Origin of the sequence: Pseudomonas sp. P1.31 (genome assembly GCF_001269815.1) — a bacterium.
Taxonomy (GTDB): domain Bacteria; phylum Pseudomonadota; class Gammaproteobacteria; order Pseudomonadales; family Pseudomonadaceae; genus Aquipseudomonas; species Aquipseudomonas rustica.
Map to the genome: position 1 here is coordinate 1 of NZ_LHVN01000029.1, position 12,772 is coordinate 12,772.

The 12,772-nt window shown below is 58.2% G+C and carries 17 protein-coding genes and 1 pseudogene; 7 read left to right on the top strand and 11 right to left on the bottom strand.

The window, feature by feature from the left end; translation table 11 throughout:
• Both AD669_RS28810 and AD669_RS18245 read left to right on the top strand, forming a co-directional pair.
• Positions 1-89 (top strand): annotated as a pseudogene (locus AD669_RS28810) (MarR family transcriptional regulator); the annotation flags it as partial.
• A gap of 231 nt (positions 90-320) precedes the next feature.
• The gene (locus AD669_RS18245; RefSeq protein ID WP_034155242.1) at positions 321-740 is read left to right on the top strand and encodes an organic hydroperoxide resistance protein; all 420 of its coding nucleotides are present in this window, start codon (positions 321-323) and stop codon (positions 738-740) included.
• A 144-nt stretch (positions 741-884) separates the two neighbouring features.
• On the opposite strand, the gene AD669_RS18250 is transcribed toward AD669_RS18245, so the two are convergent.
• Positions 885-1,454: an elongation factor P gene (locus AD669_RS18250; RefSeq protein ID WP_007908599.1), complete on the bottom strand. Its 570-nt coding sequence runs from the start codon at positions 1,452-1,454 to the stop codon at positions 885-887.
• Positions 1,455-1,502: 48 nt separating this feature from the next.
• A complete protein-coding gene (gene earP, locus AD669_RS18255; RefSeq protein ID WP_053122283.1) occupies positions 1,503-2,645 on the bottom strand; it encodes an elongation factor P maturation arginine rhamnosyltransferase EarP in 1,143 nt (380 codons plus the stop codon).
• Positions 2,646-2,769: 124 nt separating this feature from the next.
• Between earP and AD669_RS18260 the strand changes: the two genes are divergently transcribed.
• Complete coding sequence (locus AD669_RS18260) at positions 2,770-3,180, top strand: hypothetical protein (protein ID WP_053122285.1); 411 nt, start codon at positions 2,770-2,772, stop codon at positions 3,178-3,180.
• A 2-nt stretch (positions 3,181-3,182) separates the two neighbouring features.
• Entirely contained in the window at positions 3,183-3,665 is a 483-nt protein-coding gene (locus AD669_RS18265; protein WP_053122286.1) for a GreA/GreB family elongation factor, read from the top strand.
• A 9-nt stretch (positions 3,666-3,674) separates the two neighbouring features.
• Here the strand turns inward: AD669_RS18265 and cysB are convergent, their stop codons facing one another.
• The 5 genes from cysB to AD669_RS18290 all read right to left on the bottom strand — a co-directional run bounded on the left by cysB (position 3,675) and on the right by AD669_RS18290 (position 7,637).
• Entirely contained in the window at positions 3,675-4,649 is a 975-nt protein-coding gene (cysB, locus tag AD669_RS18270) for an HTH-type transcriptional regulator CysB (protein WP_007908591.1), read from the bottom strand.
• A gap of 112 nt (positions 4,650-4,761) precedes the next feature.
• Positions 4,762-5,265 carry a universal stress protein gene (locus tag AD669_RS18275; RefSeq protein ID WP_053122288.1) on the bottom strand — a complete coding sequence of 168 codons (504 nt, stop codon included), beginning with the start codon at positions 5,263-5,265 and terminating at the stop codon, positions 4,762-4,764.
• 98 nt (positions 5,266-5,363) lie between these two features.
• On the bottom strand, positions 5,364-6,269 hold the full coding sequence (locus AD669_RS18280) for a 5'-nucleotidase (RefSeq protein ID WP_053122291.1): 906 nt from the start codon (positions 6,267-6,269) through the stop codon (positions 5,364-5,366).
• 28 nt (positions 6,270-6,297) lie between these two features.
• Positions 6,298-7,254: a putative 2-dehydropantoate 2-reductase gene (locus AD669_RS18285; RefSeq protein WP_053122292.1), complete on the bottom strand. Its 957-nt coding sequence runs from the start codon at positions 7,252-7,254 to the stop codon at positions 6,298-6,300.
• Positions 7,251-7,637: a co-chaperone YbbN gene (locus AD669_RS18290; protein ID WP_053122294.1), complete on the bottom strand. Its 387-nt coding sequence runs from the start codon at positions 7,635-7,637 to the stop codon at positions 7,251-7,253. Before AD669_RS18290 ends, AD669_RS18285 begins: the two co-directional genes overlap by 4 nt.
• Here AD669_RS18290 and AD669_RS18295 point away from each other — a divergent pair.
• The gene (locus AD669_RS18295) at positions 7,636-8,079 is read left to right on the top strand and encodes a PilZ domain-containing protein (RefSeq protein WP_053122296.1); all 444 of its coding nucleotides are present in this window, start codon (positions 7,636-7,638) and stop codon (positions 8,077-8,079) included. The two genes, AD669_RS18290 and AD669_RS18295, sit on opposite strands and share 2 nt — an antisense overlap.
• 130 nt (positions 8,080-8,209) lie before the next feature.
• The gene (locus tag AD669_RS18300) at positions 8,210-9,286 is read left to right on the top strand and encodes a 3-deoxy-7-phosphoheptulonate synthase (protein WP_053122298.1); all 1,077 of its coding nucleotides are present in this window, start codon (positions 8,210-8,212) and stop codon (positions 9,284-9,286) included.
• A 60-nt stretch (positions 9,287-9,346) separates the two neighbouring features.
• Here the strand turns inward: AD669_RS18300 and AD669_RS18305 are convergent, their stop codons facing one another.
• Positions 9,347-9,628, bottom strand: a complete 282-nt coding sequence (locus AD669_RS18305) for a GNAT family N-acetyltransferase (protein ID WP_003226804.1) — start codon at positions 9,626-9,628, stop codon at positions 9,347-9,349.
• Positions 9,629-10,264: 636 nt separating this feature from the next.
• Between AD669_RS18305 and oprI the strand changes: the two genes are divergently transcribed.
• Positions 10,265-10,516, top strand: a complete 252-nt coding sequence (gene oprI, locus AD669_RS18310; RefSeq protein ID WP_003199355.1) for an outer membrane lipoprotei OprI — start codon at positions 10,265-10,267, stop codon at positions 10,514-10,516.
• A 126-nt stretch (positions 10,517-10,642) separates the two neighbouring features.
• On the opposite strand, the gene AD669_RS18315 is transcribed toward oprI, so the two are convergent.
• From AD669_RS18315 to AD669_RS18325, 3 genes are all read right to left on the bottom strand, one after another.
• A complete protein-coding gene (locus AD669_RS18315) occupies positions 10,643-11,614 on the bottom strand; it encodes a L,D-transpeptidase family protein (protein WP_053122301.1) in 972 nt (323 codons plus the stop codon).
• Between the two features lie 200 nt (positions 11,615-11,814).
• A complete protein-coding gene (locus AD669_RS18320) occupies positions 11,815-12,108 on the bottom strand; it encodes a hypothetical protein (protein ID WP_007908575.1) in 294 nt (97 codons plus the stop codon).
• A gap of 57 nt (positions 12,109-12,165) precedes the next feature.
• Entirely contained in the window at positions 12,166-12,771 is a 606-nt protein-coding gene (locus AD669_RS18325) for an arylesterase (protein ID WP_053122303.1), read from the bottom strand.
• Position 12,772: the final 1 nt, after the last annotated feature.

Consider the following 12,772-nt stretch of genomic DNA (forward strand, 5'->3'; position numbering starts at 1 on the left):
GCGCCAGCGGTTTCTCCATCGAACGCCTGCAAAACCTGCAAGCAGAGCTACAAGCACTGCGCAGCCACCTGCAAAACAGCCTCACCTGACTCCACCCTCTCCCCCTGTAGGAGCTGCGGCACGCTGCGATCTGTTGACCTTGGTTTTTAAGATCAAAAGATCGCAGCGTGCCGCAGCTCCTACAAGTGTTTCAGCCAATCAACACGAATCATTTTTTAAATTTATCTTGCGCGCTAAATATTAGCGCGATATATTCACTTCGCACTTACTTAGCGCGCAAACAATTAGCGCAACACATCACACCCTACGAGGCTCTCACCATGCAAACTCTCTACACCGCAATCGCAACCTCCACTGGCGGCCGTGATGGTCGCGCGATCTCCAGCGACAACATCCTCGACGTCAAACTCGCCACCCCGAAAGAACTCGGCGGTGCTGGCGGCGCGGCGACCAACCCTGAGCAACTGTTTGCCGCCGGCTACTCGGCCTGCTTCATCGGCGCACTTAAATTTGTCGCCAGCCAGACCAAACGCAAAATCCCGGATGACGCGTCGATCACCGCCCACGTCGGCATTGGTCAGATCCCCGGCGGTTTTGGTCTGGACATCGATCTGCACATCAGCCTGCCAGGCCTGGAACAAGCCGACGCGCAATCGCTGGTCGACGCCGCGCACCAGGTCTGCCCGTACTCCAACGCCACCCGTGGCAATGTCGACGTCCGCTTGCACGTCACTGTGTAAACAAAGCAAAAGATCGCAGCCTGCGGCAGCTCCTACACCGATCCCTGTAGGAGCTGCCGCAGGCTGCGATCTTTTGATCTTTCTTTCAGGCACAAAAAAGCCCGACTCAATGGTCGGGCTTTTTCTTTCCGCAAAAACCGGTGCTTATTTAGCACGGCCTTTGTAGGAACCGCCTTCGCGGGTGTCGATTTCGATCTTGTCACCGATTTCGATGAAGTCAGCAACTTGCAGCTCAGTACCGTTAGCCAGTTTGGCTGGCTTCATGACTTTGCCGGAAGTGTCGCCACGAGCCGAACCTTCGGTGTAGTCAACTACGCGCACGATGGTGGTCGGCAGCTCTACGGACACCAGACGCTCTTCGAAGAAGATCGCTTCGCAAACATCGGTCATGCCTTCTTCAACGAAAGGCAGAACGGCTTCGATGTCTTCAGCGTTCAGCTCGTACATGGTGTAGTCAGTGGTGTCCATGAACGTGTAGGTGTCGCCGCTGATGAAGGACAGGGTCGCTTCTTTGCGGTCGAGGATTACGTCGTCCAGTTTGTCGTCAGCGCTGTAAACGATCTCGGTCTTGTAACCGGTCAGCAGGTTTTTCAGCTTGGTCTTCATGATCGCGCTGTTACGGCCCGACTTGGTGAATTCAGCTTTCTGAACCAGCCAAGGATCGTTTTCGAGACGGATCACGGTACCGGGTTTCAGTTCTTTACCAGTTTTCATTGCGAATATCCGAATTTGGATGGGATTTACAAAAATCTAGGCCGCGTATCATATCCAATTTAGGTAAAACTGTACCAGCGCTGCGGCAAGATCGGCCTGCAAGCCTTGTTCCAGACACCATTTTTGCGCATTTTCCTGCAGTTCTGGCCAGTGTTTGCGGCTTGCCAGCCAGTGTTCACCGATCGGCTGACCGGCACTCCACGCCCGCCACAGACCGTTCATCGCCTCAGCAGCGGCCGGCGACAAGCCTTTTGTGTAAAGCGCGAGGAAGGCGTCGAGCTTGTCCAGATGGATGTCTTCGTCCTGCTGATAGATGTGCCAGAGCATCGGCCGCCCCGCCCATTGCGCACGCACGAACGAATCTTCGCCACGCACTGCGTTGAAATCGCAACACCACAGCAGATGATCGTATTGATCCTGTCGGACGAACGGCAGCACTTGCACGGTCAACGACTGGCGCACATGAATCGCGCCGACACTCAGCGTTTCCACGTCCAGCCACTGGGCGACATCACCCAGCACGCGCCCTTCTGGCACCAACAGATGCGTCGGCTGACTGTCCGCCGCCAACACATCAAGCCAACTGGCCAGCCCTGCATTCTCGTAGGCAAACAGCGAGATCAGTTGCGCCCCCTCGGCGCGATCAATCCCCAGACCTTGCAGGAATGTTCGCTGCGCCTGAGCGTCCTGCTGAAATTGCCTTCGACGTTCCAGCAATCCGCGTTCACGCAGCAAACCGCCTGTCCCCGGCTGGAATCCCGGAAAAAAGAAGAACTTCTGCACGGTTTTGTATTTGACCGACGGCAGCCCGTGGCAACCGATCACCCAGTCTTCGGCGCTCAGATAGTCGAGGTTCATCCACAGCGGCGGCTTCTCGCGCTCGGCCATGGCGTCCATGTAATCACTCGGCAGCTGACAGGCAAACGCAGCGATCACCACATCGGCCGCCTCGGTGTGCAGCCACTCGCTCGGCCAGTGCCGCACCTCGACGCCTTGCTGAAATTGTTGCGCGACGTTGATATCAATCTCGGGACAGATACGCTCAAACGCACGCAGATCATCGACCCACAAGCGCACCGGCAAAGCATGCTCAGCGACCAATTGCCGAGCGAGACGCCAGGTCACGCCGATGTCGCCATAGTTGTCGACCACGGTGCAGAAAATATCCCAGCGGGGTTTCAGTTCCGACATTCAAGACTCCCGTTGGCAAAAGCTGCAATTGTCCGCATAAATCACCTCGCGCAGAAGAGCCGACGGCGATTAATCTTCGTGCGACAATCGCCGCTCGCCCGCAATCATCCGCCAGGAGGCAGCCATGCCCTACCGCCCAAACCCGCGTCGCCCCTTGCCTGTTCAGCTTAGTGCGTTGCGCCTGACCGGCAGCATTGCCTTGGGCATGTGGCTAGGCTTTCTCGCCATCGCGCTGACTTGCTGGGTGCTTTCCCGTTTTCTGTTCGCTGAACAATTGGCGCCGGTCGCTCAAGCCGTTCAGCAAGTCGCCAAACCACCTGCGGCGATTCCGGTTCAGCCGGACATTCCGCCGCAAAGCCAACTGTTCCAGCAGTACGAAGAAAACCTGCGCAAAAATGAACAGCAGGCTCGTCTGGATCAGGCGCGCAACAGCAGCCGCAATCAGTCGAACCCCAACTGCCAGTTCTGGCTGCAGCAAGATCAGACGGCTCCAAGCGAAAAATCCCGCGCCAACGTTTTGCAATTCTGCGATTGACCATGAACAAGCACACTGTCCACCAACTGATTCTCGACAAGCTGCGCATCGACCTCGACATCGCCGAACGTGCGGCGCAAACCGCCTACGAAACCGCGACCCACGAAGAGAACATCGCCGAAAACAAGTACGACACGCTGGGACTGGAGGCGTCGTATCTGGCGGCGGGTCAGGCGAAACGGGTCGAGGAAATTCGGCAGTCACTGGCGCTGTGCCAGAACTTGACGTTGCGTGCCTACGACGAAAATCGCGGCATCGAAGTCGGCGCCCTGCTCGGTCTGGAGGATGAAAAGGGTCGCGAGCAATGGCTGTTTCTGGCGCCGGATGCGGCAGGCCTGAAGGTCGACGTGGTCGGTCAGCCGATTACCGTCATCACGCCGCGCTCGCCGCTCGGCAAAAGTCTGCTGGGCAAGTGCGAAGGTGATGAGGTGGAGATTCTGGTGGCGGGCACCCGGCAACAGTTTGCTGTCACCGAGGTGCTCTGATTCAACGGATCAGTGAACCGGCAGTTCGACGCCGTCGAACAGTTCTTCCAGTTCCTGCTTGTTGTGGCACTGAATGGCTTTGGCCATCACTTCGCGGGTCAGGTGCGGCGCAAACTTCTCGATGAAGTCGCACATGAAACCACGCAGGAAGGTGCCGCGACGGAAACCGATCTTGGTGATGCTCGACTCGAACAGCTCGCTGGCGTCCAGCACTACCAGGTCGTTGTCGAGTTTAGTGTCGACCGCCATTTTCGCGACGATGCCCACGCCCAGCCCCAGACGTACGTAGGTTTTGATCACGTCGGCGTCGGCAGCGGTGAACACCACTTTCGGCGTCAGGCCGCGATGGCTGAAGGCTTCGTCGAGTTTCGAACGGCCGGTGAACCCGAACACGTAAGTCACGATCGGGTATTCGGCCAGTGCTTCCAGAGTCAGCTTCGGCAGCTTGGTCAGCGGGTGACCTTGCGGCACGACCACGCAGCGGTTCCAGCGGTAGCACGGCATCATCACCAGATCGCCGAACAGTTCCAGCGCTTCGGTGGCAATGGCGAAATCGACGGTGCCGTCAGCGGCCATTTCAGCGATCTGCATCGGCGAACCCTGGTGCATGTGCAATGCGACGTCAGGGTATTGCTTGATGAAATTGCTGATCACCGGCGGCAAGGCATAACGCGCCTGGGTGTGCGTGGTGGCGATCGACAGGGTGCCCTTCTTCTCGTTGGAGAATTCCTGAGCGATCTGCTTGATGCTTTCGACCTTGCGCAGAATCTCACCGGCGGTGGTGATGATGCGCTCGCCGGCCGGGGTGACGCGGGTCAGGTGCTTGCCGCTGCGGGCAAACACTTCAACGCCGAGTTCGTCTTCCAGCAGACGGATTTGTTTACTGATGCCCGGTTGCGAGGTGTAAAGGCTTTGGGCTGTAGCGGAAACGTTGAGGTCGTGGTGCGCCACTTCCCAGATGTAGCGCAATTGTTGAAGCTTCATATGTATCCCTCAAAGCAGATAGACGCCACGGGCATCAGCGACGGTATATAACTATATTAATGGTTTGAAGAATAAATCTAGAACTTTTTTGTCAAAGTGCCATTATTCTGCTTCAGCGATCCTCACTGCGCCGACGCTCAACCAGCGGCACCAGATAAACCGGCACCTTCGATAACTGCAGAACCCGCGCCGCCGTTCGCCCCAACGGCGTTTCCGCGCCCACCCCATGGCTATGACTGCCAACGATCAGCAAGTCGACAGAGAGTTTCTGCACCTGGTCGAGAATCACCTGTGACGGATCACCCTGCAGCACGCGCACCGCGCGAATGCGCTGCAAGTCTTGTTCGCCTTCATCGCCCAATTCTTCACGAAAGCTTTCCAGCACCCGCTGCTCGATATTGGCGATGACTGTTTTCAGACCTTGGCTATGAAATTCGTTCAATGCCTGCTCATCGAGATAGCTCTGCAACACCGATTCGGCGAACAGCCCCATCGGCTCCACCGCGTGCACCACGTACAGGTCAGCATTGAACGTTCGCGCCAACGCCAGGGCATGCTGCATCACTAACGGTGCGTACAGACCGAGGTCAGTGGCATACAGCATCGAACGAATCATATGACCTCCTCGCAAGCCAACATGGCGGAGATTTGATTCAGCTTAGCAGTGCCTTGGCGACTACGACGTGCGGCGCAACGTCTTGAACCGTTTGGGCTTTAGACCGCTGGTTCGTTGCTGATGCCGTGGGGGACATGGCCCGTGGCAACCACTTCGCGGGCCGCCTCGCAATGCCCGGCCTGATCGTCGAAAAACACGTCAGCGGCGAACGCTTCGAGGAACGCCGATTTGGTCAGACCGCCGAGGAACAGCGATTCGTCGAGACGAATATCCCACTCGCGCAACGTGCGAATGACCCGCTCGTGCGCCGGTGCCGAACGCGCGGTGACCAGCGCCGTGCGGATCGGGCAATCGTCATCGGGGAATTCGCGCTGGAGCAGATTGAGTGCGGCCAGAAAGCCTTTGAACGGGCCGCCACGCAACGGTTCGCGGGCTGATTCGCGTTCCTTGGCCTGAAACGCTTCCAGCCCGCCGGACTGATACACACGCTCCGACTCGTCGGAAAAAATCACCGCATCACCATCGAAGGCGATGCGCAATTCGTCGCTGGCGGCACGGCTGGCACCACCGGACAGAATGGTTGCCGCCGCAAAACCAGCGTCCAGCGCCGCACGCACATCTTCGGCATGGGTCGACAGAAACAAATCACAACCAAAGGCTTTCAGGTACGGATAAGGACTGCGCCCGCCGACAAACGCCGCGCGGGAAATCGCCAGCCCGTAATGGTGAATCGAGTTGAACACGCGCAGGCCAGTGTCGGCGCTGTTGCGCGACACCAGAATCACCTCGACCCGCGCGCGGCCGAGGCGACTGTTGAGTGCCAGGAGTTTTTCCACCAGCGGGAAGGCATCGCCGGGCGCGAGAATCTCGTCTTCGTGTTCGATCTGATATTGCCGATAGGCTTCGACGCCGCTCGACAGATACACCTTGTGGCTCTCGCTCAGGTCGAACAAGGCCCGCGACGAAATCGCCAGCACCAGTTTGTCATCGATGTTTTTGGCCATGCGTTCCCCGCCCCTTACAAAAACCGACCTAAACGTTGCGTCGGTCGATAAAGCTTAAATTGCGGTACAGCGCTTCGATTCGCGGCAAGTCACAGCCTGCCGCTTTCGCTGCCGCCAGTGGTCGAGCGTAGATCGCTTCGAGCTCCAGCGGACGCTTGTGTAAAAAATCGTGGTACATGCTCGGCCAGTAGTCGGGCATTTTCTCGGTCATCGTGAACAGGAAACCGGCGTAACCGGGCGGCATGTCGTGGCCGCAGGCTTTGGCGCCCTCAACCACTTCGGCCATCAATGCCTGGATGTGCGCGCGGCTGTCGGCATCGGCCATTAACGGCGTGGTGCCCGCGCCGAGCAATACCGAGAGACCGTTGTAAGGGATATTCCAGACCAGTTTCTGCCAGCGCGCCTGGTGCAGATTGGGCATCGCTTGCGAATCAAGACCGGCGGTACGGAACAGCTCGGCGCCCTGCTCGACGATCGCCATGCGCGCAACATCATCAATCGCCGAGCCGCTGTGATAACCGACGTTGACTGCGCCGAGCGCCTGATGCGTCACCAGACCCGGCCCCTCGCGATGCACGCAGATCAGACACAGACCACCGAGCAGATGCAACGAATCAGGCAACAGCGGGCGCAAACTGTCTTCAACGTCCAGACCGTTTTGCAGCAACAGCACTTTCGCATCCGGCTTGGCGGCTTGAATGATTGCCGGCGCCAGATCAGCGTTGCTGGTGGTTTTTGCGCCCACCAGCAGCCAGTCACACTTGGGCATGTCTTCAGCTGACGAATAGGCTTGCGCCGGGTTCAACGTCATCTGGCCATGCACCGCGCTGTTCACCTGCAAGCCGCGCTCGGCGACTGCCGAGAATTCGCTGCGCAACAAAAAGTGCACATCGAAACCGGCTCGCGCCAGCATCACACCGTAAAATCCCCCGATTGCGCCGGTACCAATAATCCCGATCACCGGCTTATTCACTGCCGCCATCATGGCAACTCCTCTGCAATTCGACCCAGCGCCTGCGCCAATGCTTCGTTGAGTGCATCGGCGGTCAGGCGTGCGTGCACCGCCCCAAAGAACTCGCCGTCGCGCACCACAAACAGCGCCGGCAAATGAAAGACCTGATAACGCTCGACCAAACCACCGTTGTCGCCGGCGTCGATCCAGCATAAGCGATCGGCCGCCAGCGCCATCCCCGGCAATACTTCGCGGGCATAGCGGCAACTCGCGCAGCCGACACTGGTGAAAATCACCAGGGAAACGCCGCTCATCGCCAGCAGCCGTTGGTCGGCGTCGAAATCGGTCAGTTCGGATTCGACCACTATACTGGGGGAAACAATGTCAAATGGCCGACACAGGGAGTCTGTGCTCATGGGACGTTTCATTCCTCATCCGGACGAGGTGCCGGTTGAATTAACCTTGCTCAAGCCTGAATGTATTTCCAGGCAACAGCTGCACACTATCAGCCTCGGCGGCATCGCTTGCAATTACCACCGTGCCTGGCGCCATGGCACGGCGCTGCAAGTGCGCATGCCGACGCTCAACACCGACATCTGTTATCCGGGCTACGTGGCGTGGTGTTTGCGGCGTAAAAAAGGTTATCTGGTGGGCATCGCCTTTACCGATGAGCAGACGCTGTTCAGCGCACGAATGGGTGAGCAGGTGTGTCAGATCGAGCGCTACTGCCGCATGAACGAAACCCACGATGATCTGCAGGAAATTCAGGCTGTGGCCCTGCAATGGGTCGAGCAACACGCCGATGAGTTCTCCCATGACAGCGTGCGCAAGGCTTTTGCGCAGCCAGCGCTGGACTAAAGCACCTTTTGCCCATTGTCGAGCAGGCGCTTTACGCGCTAAGGTTCCGCTCCCCGACGCGCTTAAATCTGCTGTGCTCCGCCGCGCGGGGATCGCTGGCGGCCGGCACCCGTGACCTGACGAGTAAACGATGGCTGATTTACCGATCAACGACCTAAACGTCGCCTCTAACGAGACCCTGATCACTCCTGATCAGCTCAAGCGTGATATCCCTCTGAGCGACGCCGCCCTGCGCACCGTCACCAAGGGCCGCGAAGTCATTCGCAACATTCTTGATGGCACCGACCACCGTCTGTTCGTAGTGATCGGCCCGTGCTCGATCCACGACATCAAGGCTGCTCACGAATACGCCGATCGCCTGAAGGTGCTGGCGGAAGAAGTCTCCGACACCCTGTATCTGGTCATGCGCGTGTATTTCGAGAAGCCGCGCACCACCGTCGGCTGGAAAGGCCTGATCAACGATCCGTATCTGGACGACTCGTTCAAGATTCAGGACGGCCTGCACATCGGTCGCCAGTTGCTGCTGGATCTGGCCGAAAAAGGCCTGCCAACCGCCACCGAAGCCCTCGACCCGATCTCCCCGCAATATTTGCAGGATCTGATCAGCTGGTCGGCCATCGGCGCTCGCACCACCGAATCGCAGACTCACCGTGAAATGGCTTCCGGCCTGTCCTCGGCGGTCGGCTTCAAGAACGGCACCGACGGCGGCCTGACCGTGGCGATCAACGCCTTGCAGTCGGTCTCCAGCCCGCACCGTTTCCTCGGTATCAACCAGGAAGGTGGCGTGTCGATCGTCACCACCAAAGGCAACGCCTACGGTCACGTCGTGCTGCGCGGTGGCAACGGCAAGCCGAACTACGATTCGGTCAGCGTTGCCCTGTGCGAGCAGGCGCTGAACAAAGCCAAGATCAAGCCGAACGTGATGGTCGATTGCAGCCACGCCAACTCCAACAAGGATCCGGCCCTGCAACCGCTGGTGATGGAAAACGTCGCCAACCAGATCCTTGAAGGCAACCAGTCGATCATCGGCCTGATGGTCGAGAGTCACCTGAACTGGGGCTGCCAGGCGATTCCGAAAGACCTCGCCGACCTGCAATACGGCGTGTCGATCACCGATGCCTGCATTGACTGGTCGGCCACCGAGACCACCCTGCGCAGCATGCACGCCAAGCTCAAAGACGTGCTGCCGAAACGCCAGCGCAACTGATCGACGTTTCGCAGGCATAAAAAAACGCCGGGCAATGCCCGGCGTTTTTGTGTGTGCGGTTCAGATCTTCGCGGCGCGGCGCTGGTGGCGCTCCATATAGCGCTCGACGTAGGAGCACGACGGAATCACCGTGTAGCCCATTTCTTCGGCGTACTGCAGCGCGCTTTCGGTCAGCGCTGCCGCTATGCCTCGGCCACGCAGGGCGTTGGGCACGAACGTGCGATAGATATCCAGGGTCTGTTTCCCCAGATCCATATAGGTCAGATAGGCACGATGACCGTCCACATTGGTCTCGAACTGATGACCAGCCTGGTCATGGTGGATGGACAACGCCTCGCTCATCACTACTCCTCGCGGGTCTTGAATTCTGACCCCTACCTTACCGATGTTTTTCCGGCGAAGGAACATCTACGCCACCCCGTGCCTGTTGGACACCGAGAAGAGCCACACCGATCTCGCGCAACCGAGCACCTGATAAATAGTAGGCACCATTGGCAAAAATGCTCAAGGTGCGCTCGTCATCAAGCCAGTTGACGGGGGTTGCTCCGATGGACGCAGGGGTGGCGTGGGAGAAGATCTTCCCGGGCCGCTCACCTGAACATTGCCGGATGTTGAGACTTAAGACGTGCAGCCTTTTTTAAAGTCACCTCACGAAACATAAAGATAGGTGATGCACCACGCAAAATCGCAATGAAAGTATGGACGAATTGATATAGACAGACTTTAGCCAAGACTGCAAAAACAACCATCACAACGGGAACTTTTTCCCATTAACTCGCTCAGCGCGGGGCTTGTAGCTGTTTATTTTTTAAACAGCGCAGTTAAAAGTTGCTCGAAAAAGAATCAACGCCTACAATTTTTTTTGCATCTTGCGCTACGTCAGTTTACTTACTACAAGTAATGGGTAGTATGTACGCCGGCTATTTCCTCAATCGGAGGAGACAGTCACTTAATTGAAAGTCCTTGAAGGGGAACACGATGAACAACGTTCTGAAATTCTCTGCTCTGGCTCTGGCCGCAGTTCTGGCTACCGGTTGCAGCAGCGCATCGAAAGAAACCGAAGCACGTCTGACCGCTACTGAAGACGCAGCTGCTCGCTCCCAGGCTCGTGCAGACGAAGCTTACCGTAAAGCTGATGAAGCTCTGGCTGCTGCTCAAAAAGCACAACAGACTGCTGACGAAGCTAACGAGCGTGCTCTGCGCATGCTGGACAAAGCTAGCCGCAAGTAATAGTCCTTCGGGATTGTTATCAAGCCGATCCGATGTCTGGATCGGCTTTTTTGTGCCTGGTACTTTTGTCCGGGCAATAAAAAACCCGCCGACGCTTTGGGCATCGACGGGTTCTTGATCGCCAGCTTACTGCTGCATATCGATCGGCGCACTCGAGACAATCGGTGCCGACGCACTCGGCGTGCCGATTTCTGTCGGCAGACCATCTTCAGCGGCGACCACGTCGCGCACTACATCCCAATTTACCCGCAGGTTACTGGTGACGTCTTCACGCTTGAGCATCGCATTGATGACCGCCGTGTGTTTGTCGACCACCGACGGGTTGCCCTTGTCGTCAATCGGCGTGTGCGCTTCCAGGTACACCTTGCCGCCACTGCTGCCGAACTTGTAGGCATCATTGATGATGCGCACCGACGTGCCGACCGGCACCATGCTGGCCATCTCCAGCACGTTGTTGTTGAACATGCGGAAGCAACCGTGGCTGGTACGCATGCCGATACCGAATTTCTTGTTCGAACCGTGAATCAGGTAACCCGGCGTGCCGAGGTTGAACTTGAACGGCCCCAACGGGTTGTCCGGGCCGGCCGGCACAACGTTCGGCAGCGGATCGCCATCAGCGGCGTGTTCAGCCTTGATCGACGCCGGAGGCGTCCAGGTCGGGTTCGGCGTCTTCGCGGTGATGGTGGTGTGCGCGATCGGCGAGCCCCAACCCTCACGGCCAATCCCCAGCGGGAACGTGTAAACCACGTTCTTGCCCTTCGGGAAGTAGTAGAGGCGGTACTCGGCGAGGTTGATCACGATGCCTTCGCGCGGGCCCGGCGGCAGGATGAAACGGGTCGGCAAGACGATTTCAGTGCCGGCGCCCGGCAACCAGGCATCGACGCCCGGGTTGGCCGCGACCATTTCCGAATAGCCCAGATCGTAGGTCGTGCCCAGATCGGCGAAGGTGTCTTCGTACTTGGCTTTGATCACCTGCACCTGACCGATGATGTCTTCACCGGGTGGTGGCAGGGGAAACTCCAATGCAGCAACGGGACCGGCCACACACAGGGCGGCAAGTGACAGGCAGCGGGTGACGGCAGGCAAGCGCGGCAACATCCGGAAAATCCTTCGCATGATCAACAAGGGTATAAGAGCGCGATTGTACACCGCACTTTGAAATTTCGGGGAGACCACCCTGCAGCAGGCGATGCAAGGTGCTTTGGGTGGGAGCGAGCCTGCTCGCGAAGGCGGTGTGTCAGTCGCCAGAAGTGTTGACTGACACGGCCTCTTCGCGAGCAAGCTCGGCTCCTACAAGATCAAAGCTCGAAACGCAGCTCCGGCCAGATCGGCGACGTGCCACGCTTCTGCGACTCCAGAATCGCCCGGCACAGCGAGCACAGACGCTGATCCTGAAACACCCGGCGATCAACACTCGACCAGCGCGGTTGCGCCGGCAGCAGGCTGCCACACAGGGTTCGATCAGCCGAGCCACCGAGTTCGAGCTGACGCGTCACCAAATGCACCCGCACTTCCTGGCAGGCGAACAGATCCAGCTGCTCGTCAGGCTCGATCAGTTGGTAGGCAAACAGGGACCAGGCAGAACGCGACATCTGGGGCTCCGAATAAGGGGGCGCCACATTAGCCGAAAGCCTGCCCTTAGAAAAGCCTCATAACAGCGGTTTTAGCGTCGGCCAGACATTTTCCAGCAACTTGCCCTGAGCCCCGACCGCCGGGTGTAATCCATCGGCCTGCATCAAGTCCGGATGACCGCCGACGCCGTCGAGGAAAAACGGCACCAGCGGGATTTTTTTATCGTCGGCGAGTTTGCCGTAGACCTCGGCAAAAGCATCGGTGTACCGCTTGCCGTAGTTGGGTGGCAGCTGCATGCCGAGCAACAATACCTTGGCGCCGCTCTGGCGCGAGCTGTCGATCATCGAGGCAAGATTTTGTTGCAATTGAGTTGGCGGCATTCCGCGCAAGCCATCATTGCCGCCCAGTTCGAGGATCACCAGTTCCGGCTTATGCTCTGCAAGCAGCGCCGGCAGGCGCGCCTGGCCTCCGGCACTGGTGTCACCACTGATCGAGGCATTGACGACTTTATCGTCGAAACCCTCCTGTTTGAGCCGTTGTTCGAGCAACGACACCCACCCCAAGCGGGTATCCAGCCCGAAACCGGCGCTGATACTATCGCCAACGATCAGGACAGTACCCGCCGCTGCGTTCTGGGCCATGCACATAACGGCCAGGCCAGCACTCAAAAACCACACACGCATC

Excerpts from the sequence above, each read along its gene's own strand:
- AD669_RS18325 (WP_053122303.1), bottom strand. The coding sequence starts at position 12,771 with ATGCGTGTGTGGTTTTTGAGTGCTGGCCTGGCCGTTATGTGCATGGCC.
- AD669_RS18275 (WP_053122288.1), bottom strand. The coding sequence starts at position 5,265 with ATGATTCGTTCGATGCTGTATGCCACTGACCTCGGTCTGTACGCACCG.
- cysB (WP_007908591.1), bottom strand. The coding sequence starts at position 4,649 with ATGAAGCTTCAACAATTGCGCTACATCTGGGAAGTGGCGCACCACGAC.
- oprI (WP_003199355.1), top strand. The coding sequence starts at position 10,265 with ATGAACAACGTTCTGAAATTCTCTGCTCTGGCTCTGGCCGCAGTTCTG.
- AD669_RS18315 (WP_053122301.1), bottom strand. The coding sequence starts at position 11,614 with ATGTTGCCGCGCTTGCCTGCCGTCACCCGCTGCCTGTCACTTGCCGCC.
- AD669_RS18320 (WP_007908575.1), bottom strand. The coding sequence starts at position 12,108 with ATGTCGCGTTCTGCCTGGTCCCTGTTTGCCTACCAACTGATCGAGCCT.
- AD669_RS18265 (WP_053122286.1), top strand. The coding sequence starts at position 3,183 with ATGAACAAGCACACTGTCCACCAACTGATTCTCGACAAGCTGCGCATC.
- AD669_RS18245 (WP_034155242.1), top strand. The coding sequence starts at position 321 with ATGCAAACTCTCTACACCGCAATCGCAACCTCCACTGGCGGCCGTGAT.
- AD669_RS18260 (WP_053122285.1), top strand. The coding sequence starts at position 2,770 with ATGCCCTACCGCCCAAACCCGCGTCGCCCCTTGCCTGTTCAGCTTAGT.
- AD669_RS18300 (WP_053122298.1), top strand. The coding sequence starts at position 8,210 with ATGGCTGATTTACCGATCAACGACCTAAACGTCGCCTCTAACGAGACC.
- AD669_RS18290 (WP_053122294.1), bottom strand. The coding sequence starts at position 7,637 with ATGAGCACAGACTCCCTGTGTCGGCCATTTGACATTGTTTCCCCCAGT.
- AD669_RS18305 (WP_003226804.1), bottom strand. The coding sequence starts at position 9,628 with ATGAGCGAGGCGTTGTCCATCCACCATGACCAGGCTGGTCATCAGTTC.
- AD669_RS18250 (WP_007908599.1), bottom strand. The coding sequence starts at position 1,454 with ATGAAAACTGGTAAAGAACTGAAACCCGGTACCGTGATCCGTCTCGAA.
- earP (WP_053122283.1), bottom strand. The coding sequence starts at position 2,645 with ATGTCGGAACTGAAACCCCGCTGGGATATTTTCTGCACCGTGGTCGAC.
- AD669_RS18295 (WP_053122296.1), top strand. The coding sequence starts at position 7,636 with ATGGGACGTTTCATTCCTCATCCGGACGAGGTGCCGGTTGAATTAACC.
- AD669_RS18280 (WP_053122291.1), bottom strand. The coding sequence starts at position 6,269 with ATGGCCAAAAACATCGATGACAAACTGGTGCTGGCGATTTCGTCGCGG.
- AD669_RS18285 (WP_053122292.1), bottom strand. The coding sequence starts at position 7,254 with ATGATGGCGGCAGTGAATAAGCCGGTGATCGGGATTATTGGTACCGGC.